The following is a 17,342-nucleotide window of genomic DNA, read 5'->3' as shown; positions in this document are numbered from 1 at the left end:
ATTAATTATTGGTTAAGATACGGGATTAACGGGGAACCCGGTGCGGCAGAACGCCCGGAATTCCCGGCTTGCTTCAAGCCCTTCGTTCCAGGACGCCGATTCATAAGCAGTTGATCGGAGTTGATCGGCTAAGGCTGTCTGCGTCCGGAACGCTCCCACATTGCAGTCGTTGGCCCCGACAAGAAGCAGGGAGCATCTCGCATGCAAAACACGTCAAAACTCCTCGGACTGATCACGGTATCGCTCGTCGCCGGCACTGCAGCCGCGTCCGCGCAGGGCTACGACTGGAACGGACCGCGGGCAGGCTGGGACCGCACCGCCCCCGCCTACGAACCGGTTGAGCCGCGCGCGTACTATCCGGATGCCGCGGGGCCGTATGGCGCGATGAACGGTGCCAACCATCCGACACCGAGCTCCTCACAGGGCGATGTCGGCCCGGACGGCAACAACAACGGCACGCTGACTGGCCGATATCGCAGCTGGTAGCGCCGGCTTTGCAACGAGGCCCGTCGTCCTGTCACGGACGACGGCCTTTTTGCGCCGGCGCGCCTACATCATCGCCAAGGTGGCCGCGGACGGTCAGATGGCGGGCGCGCGATCGGAGATCGAAAGCCTGCTGCGGCAGCGCCACCGTATCCCTGTCGGCCAGGAGGACGATTTCAAGGTCCAGGATCCGGCCGCCGCTATGGAAGCGCAGCAGGGCGCGATCCGCACCTTGGCGCTTCTGCTCGTCGCCATCGCCTCGGTCTCGCTGCTCGTCGGCGGCATCAGCATCATGAATGTCATGATCGTCTCGGTCACCGAGCGCACGCGGGAAATCGGAATCCGCCGCCCGCTTTCGCTGCGGCGCGATCGGACCAGGAGCGCCGCCACCCCGGCAGCCGTCAAGCCGGCACCGGCCCTCGCGCAGGCTCCGCGGGTGCCGACGGCGCCGGAATGACCGCCCCGGCCACAATCCCTTGGCAGCCCGTCGGGCAAGACACCCAAGACCGGGGTCAAGCGACCAGCATCGAAATAATTCTATTTATTCGAATTCGGATTTTTGTTAGACATTATTCACTCCGGCCCAAGGAAGAGGGGCGCATCGCGATCGTCACGAACGCGGGCCGGGCGGCGGTGGACGTGGGTCACATCGGCGCGAAAGGCATCGCAGGGCGGGCAACCGTGAGCGAAAGCATCGCGCGCACGACCGGTGTGATCGGCGTACGGCCAAATCGTGTCGTCCTGGCGCCCGGGGTCTGTGCGCCAAGTCTTGCGGTGATGGGTGTGGTCCGACCGGACCATGCGCATCAGCCATCCGCAAGGCGACGGGGGCAATAGTGCATCGCTCCCCGGGGAGAGCACGACATAAGCCGTTCCAACCATCCGCGCAGGGAAGGCCGGGATGTTTCCGGTTGCCCTGTGGTGTTTCCGCCTGTGCTGCACACGCAGCCTATCTTGCGCACAGGTGGCCATGGGAGCCAGCCGGCTCCCGGCCTTCCCTGCGCCCTCTTTCATTGATGAGGGTGAGGCGACAAAGCAAAACTCGGGCGAAACAAGCCGCGAGGATGCGGAAGTGTGTCTGCAAAAGAGATGCGAATTGAAAGAGCGGCGCCGTCACCCACACTCCGTCATTGCAAGCGCAGCGAAGCAATCCAGAGTCTTCGCGCGGTGGGATTCTGGATTGCTTCGCTGCGCTCGCAATGACGAGGTTGATGCAGTATGCACCGAACCCTCGATCTCGTGCCCCGGACGCAGCGCAGCGCCTCTTCGGCGGTGCGCTGCAGAGCCGGGGCCCATGATGCAACTGCGGCTTGTGCGCCCTCCTGGGTCCCGGCTCTGCGCAGCAACGCCAAGGGCGTTGCAGCGCGTCCGGGACACGAGAGTGACAATGGCGTCACCCTCCCCAGCCCTCTTGCATCGGCAACGGGTCTTGTAACAAAACTGTCACGCAGCAAAACTAAACGATGGCAGGGTCGCGGTCGCGGCCATGCCGCCTCACCGTTAGGAGAGATTTGATGCGCCGTTCACTGGTGTTGCTGTCCGCCGGACTGACAGTGCTGTCCACCGGACTTTCCACTGGACTTGCCTCCGCCCAAAACAACACCCCCCGCAACCTCATCCTGTTTATCCCCGACGGGCTGCGCGCGCTGAAGGTCACCCCTGAAACGACCCCCGCGATGGCCGAGGTCCGCGACAAGGGCGTCAACTTCAAGAACCCGCACTCCCTCTTCCCGACCTTCACGATGGCCAACGGCTCGGCGATGTCGACCGGCCACTATCTCGGCGACACCGGCGTGTTCTCCAACACGATCTGGACCAACTACACCTCCGCTCCCGCCGGCGACACCGTGGTCCCCTTCATCGAGAACGACGCCGTGCTCGGCGACATCGACGAGCATTTCAAGGGCGACTATCTCAACGAAGAGACCATTCTGAAGATGGCCCGCGACAAGGGGCTGAGCACGGCGGCGATCGGCAAGGTCGGTCCGACCTACCAGTTCGACCACACTGACAAGCCCGAAAAGCCCGGCCTGCATTCGGTCGTGTTCGACGACTCCACCGGCGGCAAGAACGGCGTGGCGCTGTCGGACGAGGTGAAGGCGGCGCTGACCAAGGCGGGCCTGCCCCTCGCCACGCCGCCGCGCGGCGACAACAGCAAGGCCGGCGATGCCAAGACGCCCGGCACCACCGTCGCCAACGTCGCGCAGCAGGCCTATTTCGCCGACGTCGCCGCCAAGGTGGTGCTGCCGATGTTCAAGGCGCGCAACAAGCCGTTCGTCCTGGTGTTCTGGTCGCGCGATCCTGATGGCAGCCAGCACAACACCGGCGACAGCCTCAACCAGATCCTGCCCGGCATCAACGGGCCGACCTCGATGGCCGGCATCAGGAACGCCGACAACAACCTCGCCCAGCTCCGCAAGGCGCTGGACGAGCTCGGGCTCGCCGCCTCGACCAACATCATCGTCTCCGCCGATCACGGCTTCTCGACCATCTCCAAGGAAAGCAAGACCAGCCCCTCGGCCAAGGTCAGCTATGACGACACGCCGAAGGATTTCCTGCCGATGGGCTTTTTGGCGCTCGACCTTGCCAAGGCGCTCGACCTGCCGCTGTTCGACCCCAACGACAAGAACGCGAAGATCGACGGCAACAAGCATCCCAAGGCCGGCAACGGCGTGCTCGGCAAGGATCCGGAAAAGCCCGATCTCGTCGTCGCCACCAATGGCGGCTCGGACCTGGTCTACCTGCCGAGCAAGGACAAGAAGCTGGTGGCGAAGACGATCAAGGCCCTGCTCGAGCAGGATTACGTCTCCGGCCTGTTCGTCGACGACTCGCTCGGCCGCTTCCCCGGCACGCTGCCGCTGTCGCGCATCAATCTGCGCGGCAAGGCCGCGACGCCGACGCCCTCGATCGTCGTCAACTTCCGCTCCTATGCCAGCGATTGCGGCGAGGCGCCGACCAATTGCTCGGTGCAGGTCGCCGACACCGTGCTGCGCCAGGGCCAGGGCATGCACGGCAGCTTCAGCCGCGGCGACACCATGAACTTCATGGCGGCGATCGGTCCGGACTTCAAAGCCGGCTATGTCGACGAGATCCCGGTCAGCAATGCCGACGTCGGCATGACCGCCGCCCAGCTGATGGGCCTGCGCGGCGCACACAATGGCGGCCTGATCGGCCGCGTGATGTCGGAGGCCCTGCCCAACGGCGTCGTGCCGAAGGCATTCAAGGGCGTCGAGAAGTCGAAGATGTCCGAGAACGGCCTTCAGACCGTGCTCAACGTCCAGCGCGTCGGCAGCCAGCGCTATTTCGACGCCGCCGGCTTCCCGGGCCGCACGCTCGGCCTCGAGCCGGACACCGGCAAACAAAAAACGGCGGGGAAGTAACCCCGCCGCTCCTTCGCGTCCTCAAGAGACGCAAATCTACATGCCGATGTCGAACACGTTCGGCAATTGGCCCGCCAGAGGCAGCGCGGTGGCGCCCAGGAAGGTCGCCACCATCGCCATCAGGCGACGGTTGTTCTGGCGCTTGCCGCGCATCTGGCCGGCGATCCACTCCAGCATCTCGCTGTTGACCTTGGAGGCATAGGACGGCGCCCAGCTCTCGATGTCGGTGTCGGCCGACAGCGCGACGCTGCGCGGCGGCACCTTCAGGCCCGAGGCGCTCGCGGCGTAGTGAGCCACGGCCTTGGCAAGCAGGTCGTCGAACCGGCCGCCATCGGTGCGCTCGGTCGCGGCCTCGTTGATCTCGAACAGCGCCTCGGCTTCGGCGCGGCTGACCGGCTGGTCGTTGACGGCGGTGGCGGTCAGGATGCGCATGCACCAGGCGGTGTCATCGGCATCGAGTGAGCGGGAGAAGTGGACCCGGCCCTTGGTGGTCGGGCCTTCGCCCGTGATCACGCCATCGCGCACGATGGTGAGTGCATGAGCCGCGGTATCGCGGCAGGACGGTTCGAGGGACGGCGACTCAACTGACTTCGGCACTGCGGCAGACATAGTTCACTTCCAGATTTCTTCTGACCGACCAGCATTTTCATGCGGGCGTAAAGGGGTGGTTAATGATTGGATACGGGGATCGCGACTTTTCTCAATGGTTGCCGATTAGTCGCTGTGAGGACCATTCCGGTTCCGGAGAGCGTCGGGCGAGCGTGATGCGGGTCATAAAAGGCTTTATCGGGGCAATCGAAACCGTGAGGCTCCGATGGAGATGTTTCGCCGCAGGTGCCGCTGTAACAGAAAGGTGCTAGGAAATCGGCTCTTCAGAGAAGGAATTCACATTTTACTTGAAGCGGTTCACTTGGCGTTCACTTAGCCTTCGCAAGTCCCTATACTGACGGTGACGGCCAGTGACAAATTCACAAGCAAATTCAATGTGATGAGGTAGAACCATGACACTTCCGATCGGCGCCACCGCCCCCGACTTCGAAGCCGAGACCACCGAAGGGAAGATCAAGTTCCACGACTGGATCGGCAATAGTTGGGCGCTGTTGTTCTCGCACCCCAAGGACTTCACGCCGGTTTGTACGACCGAGCTCGGCGCGCTGGCCAAGCTGAAGCCGGAATTCGACAAGCGCGGCGTCAAGCTGATGGGCCTCTCGGTCGACCCGGTCGACCGCCACTCGAAGTGGTCCGAGGACATCAGGGAGACGCAAGGCGCCGCCCCCAACTACCCGATGATCGGCGACACCGACTTCAACGTCTCCAAGCTCTACGAGATGCTGCCGGCCTCGACCTCGGGCGATCCCCTCACCCGCACGCCGGCCGACAACCAGACCGTCCGCAACGTCTTCATCATCGGGCCGGACAAGAAGATCAAGCTGGTGCTGGTCTATCCGATGACCACGGGCCGGAACTTCCAGGAAATCCTGCGCGTCATCGACTCGCTCCAGCTCACCGCCAAGCATCGCGTCGCAACCCCGGCCGACTGGACGCAGGGCGAGGACGTGATCATCGCAGGCTCGGTCTCCAACGACGAGGCCAAGACGATCTATCCGCAGGGCTGGAAAGAGCCGAAGCCCTACATCCGGATCGTGCCGCAGCCGAAATAACCAACAGTCATTCCGGGGCGGTCCGCAGGACCGAACCCGGAATCTCGAGATCCCGGGTCTGGTCCTTCGGACCATCCCGGGATGACGACGTTGAATTACGCCGCGTGAACACGCTCGAGGAAGCCATCGACCTCGGCCTTCAGATGCAGGCTCTCGCCCGACAGCGCCTGCGCCGAGGCAAACATCCGGCTCGAGGTCTCGCCGGTCTCGCTCGCGCCCTTGGCGGCGTGACGGACGTTGACGGCGACCTCGGCCGTACCGGAGACCGCGGCGCGAACGCTGGCCACGATGTTGTGGGTCGCGCTCTTCTGCTGCTCGACCGCAGCCGAGATCGAGCCGGCGATGCCGCTGATGCGCTCGATGGTCTGGCTGATCGCCCTGATGGCGGCGACCGATTCCTCGGTCGCGAGCTGCATGCTGGCGATCTGGTTCGAGATCTCGTCGGTCGCCTTGGCGGTCTGGCCGGCGAGCGTCTTGACCTCCTGAGCCACGACCGCAAAACCGCGGCCGGCATCGCCGGCACGCGCGGCCTCGATGGTGGCGTTCAGCGCCAGGAGGTTGGTCTGCTCGGCGATCGAGGTGATCAGCTTGACGACGTCGCCGATGCGCGCGCCGGCCTCGGAGAGCTGCGCGATGCGCTGGTCGGTGGCCTCGGCCTGCCTCACCGCCTCGGCGGAGATCTCGTTCGATTCCTGCACGCGCCGCGTGATCTCGGAGATCGACTGGGACAGCTCGTCGGAGGCTGACGCCGCCGAACGCACGTGCTCGGAGGCGTCCTCGGACGCCCCGGCCGACTGCGCCGACAGATCGGCGGTCGAGCGTGCGGTGTCGGTCAATTGCCGCGCCACCCGCTCGAACTCGCCTGACGACGTCAACACCTTGTCGAGGATGCCGCCGACGCTGCCGCGGAACTGCTCGACGAAGTTGCGCAGGTCGGCTTTGCGCTGCTCGACTGCGGCAGCCGAAGCCGCCGCCTGCTCGCTGCGCATGCGGGCTCGCTCCAGCGAATTGCTCTTGAACACGGCGACGGTGCGGGCGATCTCGCCAATCTCGTCGGCGCGATCCTCGCAGTCGATCTCGACGTCGCTCTGGCCGTTCGCCAGCGCGGTGAGCGAGCGCGTGACCGAGGTGAGCGGCCGGGTGACACGGCGGACGATCAGCAGGGTAAGGACCAGGACCAGCAGCGCGGCGAGCCCGGCGGCGGCCGCCATGCTCTCGATCGCCTGGGTCAGCATGCTCTCGAACTGGGCCATCGGGATGCCGACGTAGAGAATGCCGGCGACCTTGCCGGTCGCGTCCGCGACCGGGAAATAGGCGGTCATGAAGGACTTGCCGAACAGAACGGCCGGGCCCTTGTAGGCCTCGCCACGGCGCAGCAGGGCCTGGGCCGGATGATCGGCGGCAAGCTGGGTGCCGACGGCGCGGTCGCCATTCTCCTTCTTCACATTGGTCGAGCGGCGGACGAACTGCCCGCTCGCCTCGTCGAACGCGAACAGGGTCGCGTTGCCCCCGACATAGGACACCGCGCGATCGACGATGGCGTGATCCTTGAACTCGGGCATCTTGGGGATCTCGGCGCGCGCGACCGCGCCATCCCTCACCGTGATCCTGGCGTCCGGAACGGTCTCGGCAAAGGCCAGCGCCAGCGTGCGCAGATTGACCTCGATGTCGCGCAGCGCGCGATCATTGAAGGCGGACGTGAGCGACCAATAGCCGGCGCCGACCACCAGCGCCGTGTTCACGGCGATCAGCAGCACGGCGCACAGGACGGCCTTGGTACCAAGCTTGAACTGCGGCAGATACTTCGCCGTCGAAAGGCTGGACATGAATGGAATGACCCCCGTAATTCCTGCATAATCGTGCAAGGGGCTTACGGTCGCATTAACGACGGTTCCCGCCGCCGCACGCGGCATGCTTTCCAAATCGTAAACGAGGACACACCTGACCACGCCGAGCGCGCCGCCCATCATCGTGTGGTTTCGCGATGACCTCCGCCTGTCCGACCACCCCGCCCTCCACGCCACCGCGAAGACCGGCGCGCCGGTGATCTGCCTCTACGTGCTGGGCCAAACCGCCGGGCGAGCACCGGGCGGCGCGGTGCGCTGGTGGCTGGCGCAGCCGCTGCGGGCGCTCGCTGCCGAGATCGCCGCGCGCGGCGGATTGCTGATCCTGCGCAAGGGCCCCGCGGCCGCGGTGATCCCCGAGGTGGCGCGCGAGAGCGGCGCCGGCGCCGTCTACTGGAATGGGATCGCCCAGGCGCCGCATCAGGCGGTCGAGCGGCAGCTCGAAGCGGCGCTGGGTGCCGGAGCTGGAAGGACTGCCGGCGAAGCTGATCCACCAGCCCTGGCAGGCGACGCCGATCGAGCTGGCGAGCACCGGCGTCATGCTCGGCAAGACCTATCCGCAGCCGCTCGTCGATCACACCAGGGGACGCGAGCGTGCGCTCTCCGCCTACGCAAAGATCCGCAAAGGTTGAGGGTTGCTTTGACACAATTTTGAAACCCGCTATCGTCATCGCTCCATACAAACCGTGGGGGACGATATGGACGACGACAAGCCGATCACCGAACAGCCAATGGAGACGGTCACCACCGCCGTGGATGTGACCAAGGACGCCGCAGTCACTGCCGTCAAGAAGCCCAGGAAAGCCGCCAAGAAGGTCGCGAAGAAAGTAGCGCCGAAGAAGGCCAAGAAGGCTTCCAAGAAGAAGGCCAAGAAGGCCGCAAAGAAGTCGTCGAAAAAAAAAGCGGCCAAGAAGACCGCGAAGAAGGCAGTGAAGAAATCCGCGAAGAAGGCCGCCAAAAAGAAGAAGGCCAAGAAGTCCAAGCGCTGATCGCGCTCCCGAAAACAGACACGAACAGTCCTCCGGGTGCGGACGCGCCCGGAGGCTTCTCCCGGCAATAGCCTATCCTCGCCGCTTGGCTGCGCGCCGGCCCGGGTGATGGACCCCTTGCGGATCGCGAAATTCGCTGCGATGGCCGCGCCGGTCCTCCCTGGCAAAGCGCCGCCGTTTCTCAGGCGAGCCGAACTGCTTGATCACCCGCCTGCCGTTGACCTTCTTGATGACGTAGCCGCCCTCGGTCATCGAGAACGGCTCCTTCAGCGTTCCCTTGTGGTCGAACTTGGTGCCGCGGGGATGCTCGAACGGCTCGAACCAGGATGGGTAGACGAAGTTCGACATCTCGAAGCCGTCGACGAAGAAGGAGTCCTCCTCCACGGCGTCGCAGACCTCATAGGCATATTGCGTGTTCCTGTTCTTGTCGGCCCAGAGATTGGCCATGGGGTCGAGCACCATCTCGAACAGCTCGTGCGAGGCCGCGACGCTGACGGGCTCCCCGTCCAGCGCCTTGACGAAGATCTTCGAGATCGGCTGGCCGCGATGCGTCAGCTCATGGCGCCCGAGCATCCCTTCATGCGAGGCGTCGTCAAAATAGACGAGCTGCCAATCGGCAGGCTTCGGCTTCTTCGTGACGTAGAGATCGACCGGATAGCCCCACACCGGCAGGAAATGCTTGTCGTAACACTTCTGGAGCGCGGCGGTGAGCTGGCTCATGATGCGGCCGCTGATCGACTCCTCCGCGTAGTTGATGCAGGCAATCCGGACCGGCTTCAGGGACCGGCCGAGCAGCGCACGTCTCGCCTTCTTCATGGAAATCACCGCGTGAAAGGGAAGCTGAAATGCCGCCAGCCTAACACGGCGCGCCGCGCACGTCAGGGATGTATGCTATCGCCTCGCCCCGTCAGCCTAGACGCGCCGGTTGACCACGAACACCGCGGCTGCGCACATCGCCATGCCGGCAATCGCCAGCGCATCGAGCTTCTCGTCGAACAGTGCGTAAGCCATCAGCGCGGTCACGGCGGGCACGAGATAGAACAGGCTCGCGACCGACGTCGCCGCGGCGTGGCGGATCAGCCAGTACAACAGCCCGATTGATCCGATCGAGAGCGCCACAGTGAGCCAGCCGAGCGCAAGCACGAACTCCCGCGTCCAGTGCACCACGCGTTCCTCGAACAGGAAGGCGCCGATCGCGAAGAAGATGGTGACGGCCACATATTGCACGAAATTGCCGGCGCGCCAGTCGATGTGGTTGCAGTAGCGGCGCTGATAGAGCGTGCCGAGCGTGATGCTGACCAGCGAGACCACCGAGGCAAGCCAGCCGAGCCCGGCTTCGCCGGTCATGGGGCGGTTGTGCAGGATCAGCACCACGCCGCCGAGGCCGAGCACGAGCCCCGCCCATTGCACCGGCGTCACCTTCTCGCCCAGCCAGCGGTTGGCGATGGTCGAGGTCAGGATCGGCTGCAGGCCCGGAATCAGCGCGGAGAGCCCGGCCGGAATCGAATGCGCGATCGCGATCGCGGTGCCGCCAAGATAGAAGCCGTGGACGAGGATGCCGGCAACCGCGCTATGCGCGATGCCGATTCGGTCCGGCCATTTCGGCCGCGCGATGCCTGCGATGATCGCCATCAGGCCGACCACGATCGCCATGCGGATGGCGAGATAGGTCAAGGGATCGGCATTGTTGATGACGTATTTGGTGCCGATGAATCCGGTGCTCCAGAGCAGGACGAACAGGATCGGCGCGGCGCGGGCGGTCAGGGCTTCTTGATTATGGTTCATTGCCGCCCTCATTGCCCGATGGGGGCCTATGCGGCAATGCGAATTTCGACCTGAGCGATGCTGCGCTGCGACGGACCGCAGCGGCTCGGATCAGCCGCTCACCATTCTTCCGGACAGGGGTCGATGATCTTCCAGAGCTCGACGCCGTTCTTGATCTTCTTCATGTCGGTGGTGAGCCCGCCATTGCGGCGGATCCAGTCCTTCACCGTGTCAGGATAGTAGGACATCAGGTCGGACGTCCCTTCCGCGCTGGTGACCTTGATGCCGAAGGTGAAGGCCTTGTCATAATAGGCCTGATGGAAGCCGAGGCTGGCGCGTGGCGTCACGCAGATCTTGTTCATCGGCACGATGCCGAGCACGAGCGTGCAGGCCGAGTTGCAGATGCCGTCGATGATGACGCGCTCGCCCTTCTCGCGGACGCGCTTGTACTTGGCCTTGTACTCCTCGACATAGCCGCCATGGTCGCGGGTGATGTGCAGCTCGGCCCGCGCTGGCGTGGCGGCGGCGAGGCAGAGCAACAGCAGGCTCAAAAGCGTGATGCGCATGGCGGCGGACGACGACAGCCTTCAGGAATGGGACCGGCCTCGAAGGACCCCCAAAGGGCCGGCAACAGGATTCTTATCCGAATTCTCTTTGGTCATACTTGTGTGGGGAATTCGTTAAGCATCCCGAAAAGGCCAAAAATGGGCAGGATCCGGCCGCACTTCCGGCAATTCTGTCACACCCACCCGGAAATCTGCGGGATTGGCCCCGTTTTCCGGCCGCCGGACGGGTGTCCTGGCGGCCTGAAATGGCTATAACCGGCTGACCTATTCGCGCGGGTTCCGGAGAATCGAGATGAGCAAGTTGAAGCTTGTAGCCGCGGTTGCTGCCCTGTCGGCCGCAATCCTAGCCCCTGGCCTCGCGGAGGCGCGGGGACATCACCGCTACCACCGCTCCTACGCCAACCCGCTGCCCTACCCGATCAGCTATCTGCACAATTACGGCCCCGGCATCACCCCCGGCACCTTCGCCTATTACGACGGCCCCTCGACCAACCACTGCTACCAGAGCGCGGCCGCCTATGTCGGCCAGGACCGCCGCCGGCACCCCTGCTACTGAGGGGCGCTGGCGCGTCCGCTGCGGGCGTCCCTATCGGGCGACGCCCGACAGCAGCAATTGCTTCTCGATCTCGTAGACCGGCAGCTTGACGAGGTCCTTGCCCACCTCGCCCTGAAGCGCCTTGCGCACGACGTCCGAATAATCGGCCCGGATCATGCCGAGCGCACGCGGTGAGGCCACCATGGTCAGGGCCGACGTCTCGCCCGAGCTGACCGCGGCGTCGAGCCGGCTGGCCAGGCCGCGCAGGAAGGCGCGCTCGGCCTCATCGTGCCAATCGGTCTGCTCGACCGAGCTGCGCGCACCCCCGGCAGCGCCATGCAATCGGCCCGGCGCGTCGCTTCCTTGCGCGCTCGTCGGGGGATTGGGCTGCTCGTGCACCTCCCTGGTGTGGAGGTTCGGAAACATCTCGTCGCCGAGGTTTTCCAGAATGAGCGCCTTGCGCCCGTCGCACACGACCAGCCAGTCACCCTTGTCGATTCTCATCTTGTCCATTGCACAGCTCCAAACAAACAGTGGGCGACCGATGCCGACGACCGGCCGACGCCCTTCGTATTCCGCGAAGGACGGCCCACGGCGACAACACTAGGGAGGAAGCATCAAGGGCGAATTGCGCAGGATCAAGGATGATGGCGATGTCCCGCGATGCGGCCGCGAGGCGAGCACGGCATGGCCAGAAGCGCGGAGCTGGCGTAGTCTGGCGGAGCTGGATCAGGCCCGGGGCGGGACAACTGAAGATTTGTTCATCAGCATTACATTTCGGTTCCGCCACAATTTGATCAGAACAACTTCGATATCCTGTATTGCGTAAGCGGAGGAAGACATCATGAATCTCAAGATTGGCCTCGTCGCCGCGTCAATGTTCGGTGCCCTCGCGGCATCACCGGCGGCGTCCGCCATGCCCATCGCGCCTGCACCTGCCGTCCCGCAGGTCTCCGACGTCGAGCAGGTCCGCATGGTCTGCGATGCCTGGGGGCGCTGTTTCTGGCGTCCGAACTATTATGGCTATTACGGCCCGCGGCCGTACTACGGCCCCCGATATTATGGACCGCCGCGCTACTACGGCGGCTACGGCCCGCGCTATGGTTATTACGGCTATCGCCGCTGGTAACATTCGAAGGGGCCCTCGGGGCCCCTTCGCTTTTGCGAGATCGCGGATTGCCCACGCGCCTGTCCGGCCGGTCTGGAGCAATTCCAAAACTGATCCAGATCAAAGAGGAAAATTCGCCGCGCCGTCATTCTACGGCGATGGCCGATTTGATTGTTTTTCGATGCCCCCAGACGGGCATGAATGTGCAGACCCATCTGGAGAAGCAGCAGAGACCGGAGGGGCGGAGTCCTTCGCCTGTCCTGCCTGCACGCGCGTGCATTTCATCGACCTCGCCTCCGGCCAACCGATGAGCCGAGAACGTTGACGGTGACAATGATCTGACGGACGTCATGGCATGATGTCCGCAATACTACGGCCCGGAATCCCGTTTACTGAAGCTCGATGTTTCGCCATTGATGGCGATGTACCGACGTTCATTTGATTGTCACATTGCAGCAGCCGGCCAGACGCATGTTCGACGCCCTCGCCCCGTCCTCCGCGCTTCAACTGATCGGCTTTGCCGATGTTGATGCCTTTCGGCCGATCGAGTCGATGGAGGATGCCCGAAGCATTCCGCTCGACGTCCCGAACTTCGCGGCCGCCCGCGCCGTCGTCTCTCTGCCGGCGTGCCGCATCATCGTGATGAGATCCTTCGCGCGCATCCTCGACACCGCCTATCGCATGCCGGGCGGGATGGTGATCCTGCCGATGACCGACGACCTTCAGGTCAATTCCAAGGGAATGGATCTCGACGCGCGCTTCTTCGTTGCGCTCCGCGGCAACGATGAATGCCATTTCGTCGAACCCCAAACCAATTATCACGCGATGATCATCTTCTCTCCGGGCCTGAAAGACCGGGGCTGGTTCGATCATGCCGACGATTTGCGGGCCTATGTCGCGAACCGGCCCGCGCTGCTGCACACACGGCAACTCCTGCTCGACATCCTGCGAACCGCGTCGGTGCAGCCGCTCCTGTTCGAGACCACCGAGGTCGCCGCCCATCTCCAGGAAGGCCTGCTGCTCGCGCTCGACGATTTGTTTCGGATCGATGCGCGCCCGGATCGGAGCACCTCGGTCCAGGGCGGGCGGTCGACCAAGCTCGTGCAGCGGATCGACGATTACGTCACGGCCTATCCGACCGCTCCGATCTACACGGCCGACCTCGCCGGTGAGTTCGGCGTCTCGATCCGGACGCTCAGCGGCGCCGTCAGCAAGGTGCGCGGCATGAGCCTGCACCAGTACATCCGCCTGAAGAGATTGTGGGCGACACGCGCCCGGCTGCTCAAAGGCGGAGGCGCCACCGTTGCCACCTGCGCGCGCGCCCAGGGTTTCCACCACATGGGCGAGTTTGCCGCGGCCTACCGTGCCACCTTCCACGAGGCGCCCTCAGACACGCTGGCGCGGGGCCGGCAGATCAGGCTTCCGGCAAGCTGACGCCGCCAGCCGCGCGCGACCAATCAAACGGCCGAATAAGCGGTAGTGCGGCAGCAGTCTTCGCGACGATATGTGGGGACAAGCTTGACATCGGTTGGTGCTCAGAGCACCGAGCAATGTTCGGCGGATTCCATGGGGGGCAATGTTATGCCGCTGCTTCCGAGTTCCAGGAGCCGTCGGAAAAGGGTAGCGACCCGGCAGCGGGGCGAGCTATCCTGACGCCCGACAACATCGGGTTGGGGCACCGAAATGAAAGCAAGAACAATGGCGGGAGGTCCCGCGATCAGGATTTCGCGTCTTATCAAGCCAGCGACAGAATCAGAGCTCAGCCTTTGGAGGTTTCAGAGTTTTGCGGCGTGGGGGGCATGTGTCGGCGCTATTGCGGCTGGCATATTTGCCTATCTGATCTTGAACGCCACCAAGCTGGACCTAGGCGCAAATCTCGCGCAGGACTTCCCGGTCGTCCAATTGAATTTCTCGGACAGTGCAGCAGTCAAGCGTGCCGAGAAAATCTTCTATGTCTTGTTCTACGTGTTCGGCATCGCCTCAGGCTTCGCAGCGCTCAGGCTCAGGAAATTCTTTGAAGGCCGTTCGCTGATCCTGTTCGCCGTCTCGGCGCTGGCAATTGTCTTGGCACTCGAGGCATTTCTCCAGGCTGCATTCCAGCAAAAACCTCAGATGATCGCGCTGGCCGTCTCGGTCGCAGCGATCTTCATTCCCTTCGTGACACGCTTCCGGGCCCAAATCAGCATCAAAGGCACCCCGGCGCTCCAGTCGATCAAATTTTTTGAGTTTGGATGGATTGACGCCGTGCTGATCACGGCATTGCTCGCCCTTACCCTACCTGCGAGCGTGCAACGCTTGGCTGGGATGGCCGCGGCCAACGCTCACGCCGTATCTTTTCTGGTTGGGCCGGCGCTCTATCAATTTACTGATGGCCTGGTGCCTGGCCGCGACTTCCTGTCCTTCTACGGATACGGACCGTCCTACTTATTTGGTCAACTGCTCCGCGCTGACACAAACGTTCTATACTTACGTTACATTGGCTTCGTTGCTGCATGTCTCGCGATCTATCACCTGTCGGCTTATTGGGTGCTGCGCGACTTCTTCCAGAGCAGAGCACTGCCGTTTCTCCTGGCGGTCACGTTTCTTGTAGTCTGTCAATTTGGCGACGGCGAAGCGCTCAGCGCACCGTCTGCTCTCGCCATGCGGTACATGTTCGTGTTCGTTGCCTCTGGCATCCTTGCGCATTACCTGGCGCAACCTTCAGGTCGGTTATTGGTGGCGATGTCCGCCGTCTGTGCCGGCTCGATCTTCTGGAACACCGAGACGGGGATCTATACATGGGCCGTGGGCTGCGCGGCGTTGTCAGTGCGGCTGTTCGAGAAGCGCTGGCCTTGGGAGGTCGCGGCATTCACCGGACTGTCTATCGCGATCCTGATCGCGTTGTTCGTCGCGGCCTTCGGTCCGGCCGTACTTTCGATGGACTTCCTGCATGCCTTTCTCGCGCCAATCGGGCTGCACAGCGTCTCGAATTGGGTGGGGGTGACGATGAACTGGCGTCCCGGATTTGGGACGATTTACCAATTGATCTTGCCGGCGATGGCCATCGGAACAACTGTTAGCGTTGCCGCAACGTGGGCCAACTGGCGTAGCATCGAGCGCGCGTATCTTCTTGTACTGTCTCTCGTCGCGCTGGTGTTCATGGCGAAGTGGATGAATCGGTCACTTGACGCGGTGTGGCAGCAAAACGCCTTTGCTTATCTTGCGGTTTGCGCTTGGTGGTGTCGATCTGCATTCCGCGTCGTCCTCGGCCAAACGACTTCGCAACTCGCCCCCGCGTTATCGTCGGCGGCAACAGCAGCGATCTCGGTTGTGGTGCTGCTGAGCGCGCAGGACAGGCAACAGAACGTGCCGATCGGGCTGCAGTCGTACTTGCAATATCCAAGCATCGCCAGACTGAAATTGGGACGAGGGGCGGGAGAGGTTCGGATCTCGCTCGATAGCAGCGATATCGATCTGGTCAACAAGGTCGTGCCGCGCGATGGTCGCATGTTGCTATTGTCCGACCACGATTGGCTCGTTCTTGTGGCCCTTGGCAGGGCACCTAAGAGCTACTTCCTCCCTTTCCGAGATACGTTCAGCCCGGAACATGTCGCCCGCAGCTTTGCCGAGGCTGACCATTTCATTTTGGAGCGCGACGCGACCTATCAGTACGATTGGCTGAAGGAGATGTCCGAGCGCAACTCTACGAAAAATCTCTCGTCATTCGCGAGCGCCCCGAGCACATCACGAACTTCGTTTTCAACGATGCGCGCGATCTCACGCGTATCAGTCTTGCCCGCCACCTTGACAGCGACGCGATGGCCCAGCGAAAGCAGAGCTGTTCGCGCCTCCGACAGAATGCGAGCGCCTGTAGCCGTCACGGCCTCCCGGGGTATGAGCGACCCTTCGAGTTTGGCGTTCAGAAGCTCAATCTTTCGGGCTCTCAGTCGCTCAGCATGGGCCTTAGCTTCAGCCAGGGTGTCGGTTACGGCACTGTGCCCGCCCTCGCCTCTGCGGTTTGCAGCATGTCCAATGACGCGGGCCGGATCGGCAATCGAGCGAGCCAGGTTCAAGCCTTCCTCGAAGCTGACGGTTTTGGGATCAAGCCCGGCCGACTGGACGGCTCGCCGCACGGTTGCCTGATCTAGTCCGGCCGCATCCGCAACACGGCGGATCGTTCCTCTCATCACTGTTCCTTTTTGGTGAAAACTGGTGCGGAGCCACGAAGGATGGATCAGGCCCGCGGGGCCAGTCTGACGCTTTCGGTCAAAAGCGGACGTAAAGGCACCTGCTAACCGGGCGCTTTTGGTCGAAAATGACCCATCGCGGACATAGACGTTCGTCGCGAGACGCCATGAGAGCGAGATTGTGACCATTGTCGTCTCAGTGGGATGTACAGAACGGCATCGGCGGAATGTCGATCCGCGACAAGTTGACCTGCTTGGCGGCTAAATTTAATAATTTAATTCGTCGATTTAAATTGACGCATTAAGCGAGTTGCTTATTGTTCGTTTCATCTGGAGGTCCGCCATGATGAAATTAGCACAAATTACTGCCCTATTCGCGCTGGCCGGGGCTCTGGTGTTCGGTATCCCGAATTTGGCCAAGGCCCAAAATAACCAAGGTCAAAATAACAATAACCAGGGTCAAAATGGTGGTGGTGTTCGCGGCGCGCCCGTGCCTGTCGCTGGAGCCGGTCTCCCCATCCTTGCGGTCGGCTACGGTGTTTATTGGATGATTAAGCGCCGCCGTAAGGCGGAATAGCACCGCTGCTATCGCCCAACCACTTGAACAAAGCAGCTGATCGAATTCGGAAAGACCGCCGCGAGGCGGTCTTTTTTTTGGATCAAGCATCAAGAATTTGAACTTGGCCGACGGCAACTGTTGGCCCATCGCAACATATTGCATCGCCGCGCAAAATTGACCGCTTTTGGGGCAAAGCGTATTCCTCGTGCTGATTCCGCTCGATGTCGCCCACCATTCCGGAATGATCTCGCCCACCGTTCCGATTTGATGTCGCCCACCATTCCGAG

At 62.9% G+C, this 17,342-nt stretch carries 16 protein-coding genes and 2 pseudogenes; 11 read left to right on the top strand and 7 right to left on the bottom strand.

What is annotated here, in order from left to right; translation table 11 throughout:
* Window positions 1-201 precede the first annotated feature (201 nt).
* The 3 genes and pseudogenes from XI09_RS21015 (at window position 202) to XI09_RS21005 (ending at window position 3,863) form a co-directional block, all read left to right on the top strand.
* On the top strand, window positions 202-486 hold the full coding sequence (locus XI09_RS21015) for a hypothetical protein (protein WP_271568540.1): 285 nt from the start codon (window positions 202-204) through the stop codon (window positions 484-486).
* Between the two features lie 61 nt (window positions 487-547).
* Window positions 548-847: pseudogene (locus XI09_RS21010) on the top strand (ABC transporter permease); the annotation flags it as partial.
* 1,150 nt (window positions 848-1,997) lie between these two features.
* Window positions 1,998-3,863, top strand: a complete 1,866-nt coding sequence (locus tag XI09_RS21005; RefSeq protein ID WP_271568538.1) for an alkaline phosphatase family protein — start codon at window positions 1,998-2,000, stop codon at window positions 3,861-3,863.
* A 36-nt stretch (window positions 3,864-3,899) separates the two neighbouring features.
* Here the strand turns inward: XI09_RS21005 and XI09_RS21000 are convergent, their stop codons facing one another.
* On the bottom strand, window positions 3,900-4,472 hold the full coding sequence (locus XI09_RS21000; RefSeq protein WP_271568537.1) for a hypothetical protein: 573 nt from the start codon (window positions 4,470-4,472) through the stop codon (window positions 3,900-3,902).
* 392 nt (window positions 4,473-4,864) lie between these two features.
* On the opposite strand from XI09_RS21000, the gene XI09_RS20995 reads away from it, so the two are divergent.
* On the top strand, window positions 4,865-5,524 hold the full coding sequence (locus XI09_RS20995) for a peroxiredoxin (protein WP_271568536.1): 660 nt from the start codon (window positions 4,865-4,867) through the stop codon (window positions 5,522-5,524).
* A 95-nt stretch (window positions 5,525-5,619) separates the two neighbouring features.
* Here XI09_RS20995 and XI09_RS20990 read toward each other — a convergent pair whose 3' ends face one another.
* On the bottom strand, window positions 5,620-7,350 hold the full coding sequence (locus tag XI09_RS20990; RefSeq protein ID WP_271568535.1) for a methyl-accepting chemotaxis protein: 1,731 nt from the start codon (window positions 7,348-7,350) through the stop codon (window positions 5,620-5,622).
* A 169-nt stretch (window positions 7,351-7,519) separates the two neighbouring features.
* Between XI09_RS20990 and XI09_RS20985 the strand changes: the two are divergent.
* From XI09_RS20985 to XI09_RS20975, 3 genes and pseudogenes are all read left to right on the top strand, one after another.
* Window positions 7,520-7,822 (top strand): annotated as a pseudogene (locus tag XI09_RS20985) (deoxyribodipyrimidine photo-lyase); the annotation flags it as partial.
* On the top strand, window positions 7,767-8,000 hold the full coding sequence (locus XI09_RS20980; RefSeq protein WP_271568534.1) for an FAD-binding domain-containing protein: 234 nt from the start codon (window positions 7,767-7,769) through the stop codon (window positions 7,998-8,000). The pseudogene XI09_RS20985 and the gene XI09_RS20980, both read left to right, overlap by 56 nt.
* A gap of 66 nt (window positions 8,001-8,066) precedes the next feature.
* The gene (locus XI09_RS20975) at window positions 8,067-8,357 is read left to right on the top strand and encodes a hypothetical protein (protein ID WP_271568533.1); all 291 of its coding nucleotides are present in this window, start codon (window positions 8,067-8,069) and stop codon (window positions 8,355-8,357) included.
* 72 nt (window positions 8,358-8,429) lie between these two features.
* On the opposite strand, the gene XI09_RS20970 is transcribed toward XI09_RS20975, so the two are convergent.
* The 3 genes from XI09_RS20970 to XI09_RS20960 all read right to left on the bottom strand — a co-directional run bounded on the left by XI09_RS20970 (window position 8,430) and on the right by XI09_RS20960 (window position 10,687).
* On the bottom strand, window positions 8,430-9,173 hold the full coding sequence (locus XI09_RS20970) for a hypothetical protein (RefSeq protein WP_271568532.1): 744 nt from the start codon (window positions 9,171-9,173) through the stop codon (window positions 8,430-8,432).
* 96 nt (window positions 9,174-9,269) lie between these two features.
* Entirely contained in the window at window positions 9,270-10,142 is an 873-nt protein-coding gene (locus XI09_RS20965; RefSeq protein WP_271568531.1) for a DMT family transporter, read from the bottom strand.
* 98 nt (window positions 10,143-10,240) lie between these two features.
* Window positions 10,241-10,687 carry a hypothetical protein gene (locus XI09_RS20960; protein WP_271568530.1) on the bottom strand — a complete coding sequence of 149 codons (447 nt, stop codon included), beginning with the start codon at window positions 10,685-10,687 and terminating at the stop codon, window positions 10,241-10,243.
* Window positions 10,688-10,979: 292 nt separating this feature from the next.
* On the opposite strand from XI09_RS20960, the gene XI09_RS20955 reads away from it, so the two are divergent.
* The gene (locus tag XI09_RS20955; protein ID WP_027549261.1) at window positions 10,980-11,243 is read left to right on the top strand and encodes a hypothetical protein; all 264 of its coding nucleotides are present in this window, start codon (window positions 10,980-10,982) and stop codon (window positions 11,241-11,243) included.
* A 30-nt stretch (window positions 11,244-11,273) separates the two neighbouring features.
* On the opposite strand, the gene XI09_RS20950 is transcribed toward XI09_RS20955, so the two are convergent.
* A complete protein-coding gene (locus XI09_RS20950; RefSeq protein ID WP_271568529.1) occupies window positions 11,274-11,735 on the bottom strand; it encodes a host attachment protein in 462 nt (153 codons plus the stop codon).
* A 331-nt stretch (window positions 11,736-12,066) separates the two neighbouring features.
* Here XI09_RS20950 and XI09_RS20945 point away from each other — a divergent pair, with 331 nt between their 5' ends.
* The 3 genes from XI09_RS20945 (at window position 12,067) to XI09_RS20935 (ending at window position 16,452) form a co-directional block, all read left to right on the top strand.
* Entirely contained in the window at window positions 12,067-12,351 is a 285-nt protein-coding gene (locus XI09_RS20945) for a hypothetical protein (RefSeq protein WP_271568528.1), read from the top strand.
* 450 nt (window positions 12,352-12,801) lie between these two features.
* Window positions 12,802-13,764, top strand: coding sequence for an AraC family transcriptional regulator (locus XI09_RS20940; protein WP_271568527.1), 963 nt, complete (start codon window positions 12,802-12,804; stop codon window positions 13,762-13,764).
* Between the two features lie 249 nt (window positions 13,765-14,013).
* Window positions 14,014-16,452: a hypothetical protein gene (locus tag XI09_RS20935; protein WP_271568526.1), complete on the top strand. Its 2,439-nt coding sequence runs from the start codon at window positions 14,014-14,016 to the stop codon at window positions 16,450-16,452.
* A gap of 414 nt (window positions 16,453-16,866) precedes the next feature.
* On the opposite strand, the gene XI09_RS20930 is transcribed toward XI09_RS20935, so the two are convergent.
* A partial coding sequence (locus tag XI09_RS20930) for a hypothetical protein (RefSeq protein ID WP_271568525.1) occupies window positions 16,867-17,342 on the bottom strand: 476 nt, incomplete at its 5' end.

The organism is Bradyrhizobium sp. CCBAU 11386, assembly GCF_028128955.1.
GTDB lineage: Bacteria > Pseudomonadota > Alphaproteobacteria > Rhizobiales > Xanthobacteraceae > Bradyrhizobium.
The sequence above is the reverse complement of the archived record's forward strand: the minus strand, read 5'-3'. Positions and strand labels throughout refer to the sequence as shown.

Bases quoted from the DNA above. Each gene is read 5' to 3' on its own strand.
- XI09_RS20960 (WP_271568530.1), bottom strand. From the start codon at position 10,687: ATGCGCATCACGCTTTTGAGCCTGCTGTTGCTCTGCCTCGCCGCCGCC.
- XI09_RS20935 (WP_271568526.1), top strand. From the start codon at position 14,014: ATGAAAGCAAGAACAATGGCGGGAGGTCCCGCGATCAGGATTTCGCGT.
- XI09_RS20950 (WP_271568529.1), bottom strand. From the start codon at position 11,735: ATGGACAAGATGAGAATCGACAAGGGTGACTGGCTGGTCGTGTGCGAC.
- XI09_RS21015 (WP_271568540.1), top strand. From the start codon at position 202: ATGCAAAACACGTCAAAACTCCTCGGACTGATCACGGTATCGCTCGTC.
- XI09_RS21005 (WP_271568538.1), top strand. From the start codon at position 1,998: ATGCGCCGTTCACTGGTGTTGCTGTCCGCCGGACTGACAGTGCTGTCC.
- XI09_RS20995 (WP_271568536.1), top strand. From the start codon at position 4,865: ATGACACTTCCGATCGGCGCCACCGCCCCCGACTTCGAAGCCGAGACC.
- XI09_RS20965 (WP_271568531.1), bottom strand. From the start codon at position 10,142: ATGAACCATAATCAAGAAGCCCTGACCGCCCGCGCCGCGCCGATCCTG.
- XI09_RS20970 (WP_271568532.1), bottom strand. From the start codon at position 9,173: ATGAAGAAGGCGAGACGTGCGCTGCTCGGCCGGTCCCTGAAGCCGGTC.
- XI09_RS20955 (WP_027549261.1), top strand. From the start codon at position 10,980: ATGAGCAAGTTGAAGCTTGTAGCCGCGGTTGCTGCCCTGTCGGCCGCA.
- XI09_RS20945 (WP_271568528.1), top strand. From the start codon at position 12,067: ATGAATCTCAAGATTGGCCTCGTCGCCGCGTCAATGTTCGGTGCCCTC.
- XI09_RS20975 (WP_271568533.1), top strand. From the start codon at position 8,067: ATGGACGACGACAAGCCGATCACCGAACAGCCAATGGAGACGGTCACC.
- XI09_RS20980 (WP_271568534.1), top strand. From the start codon at position 7,767: ATGGGATCGCCCAGGCGCCGCATCAGGCGGTCGAGCGGCAGCTCGAAG.
- XI09_RS21000 (WP_271568537.1), bottom strand. From the start codon at position 4,472: ATGTCTGCCGCAGTGCCGAAGTCAGTTGAGTCGCCGTCCCTCGAACCG.
- XI09_RS20940 (WP_271568527.1), top strand. From the start codon at position 12,802: ATGTTCGACGCCCTCGCCCCGTCCTCCGCGCTTCAACTGATCGGCTTT.
- XI09_RS20990 (WP_271568535.1), bottom strand. From the start codon at position 7,350: ATGTCCAGCCTTTCGACGGCGAAGTATCTGCCGCAGTTCAAGCTTGGT.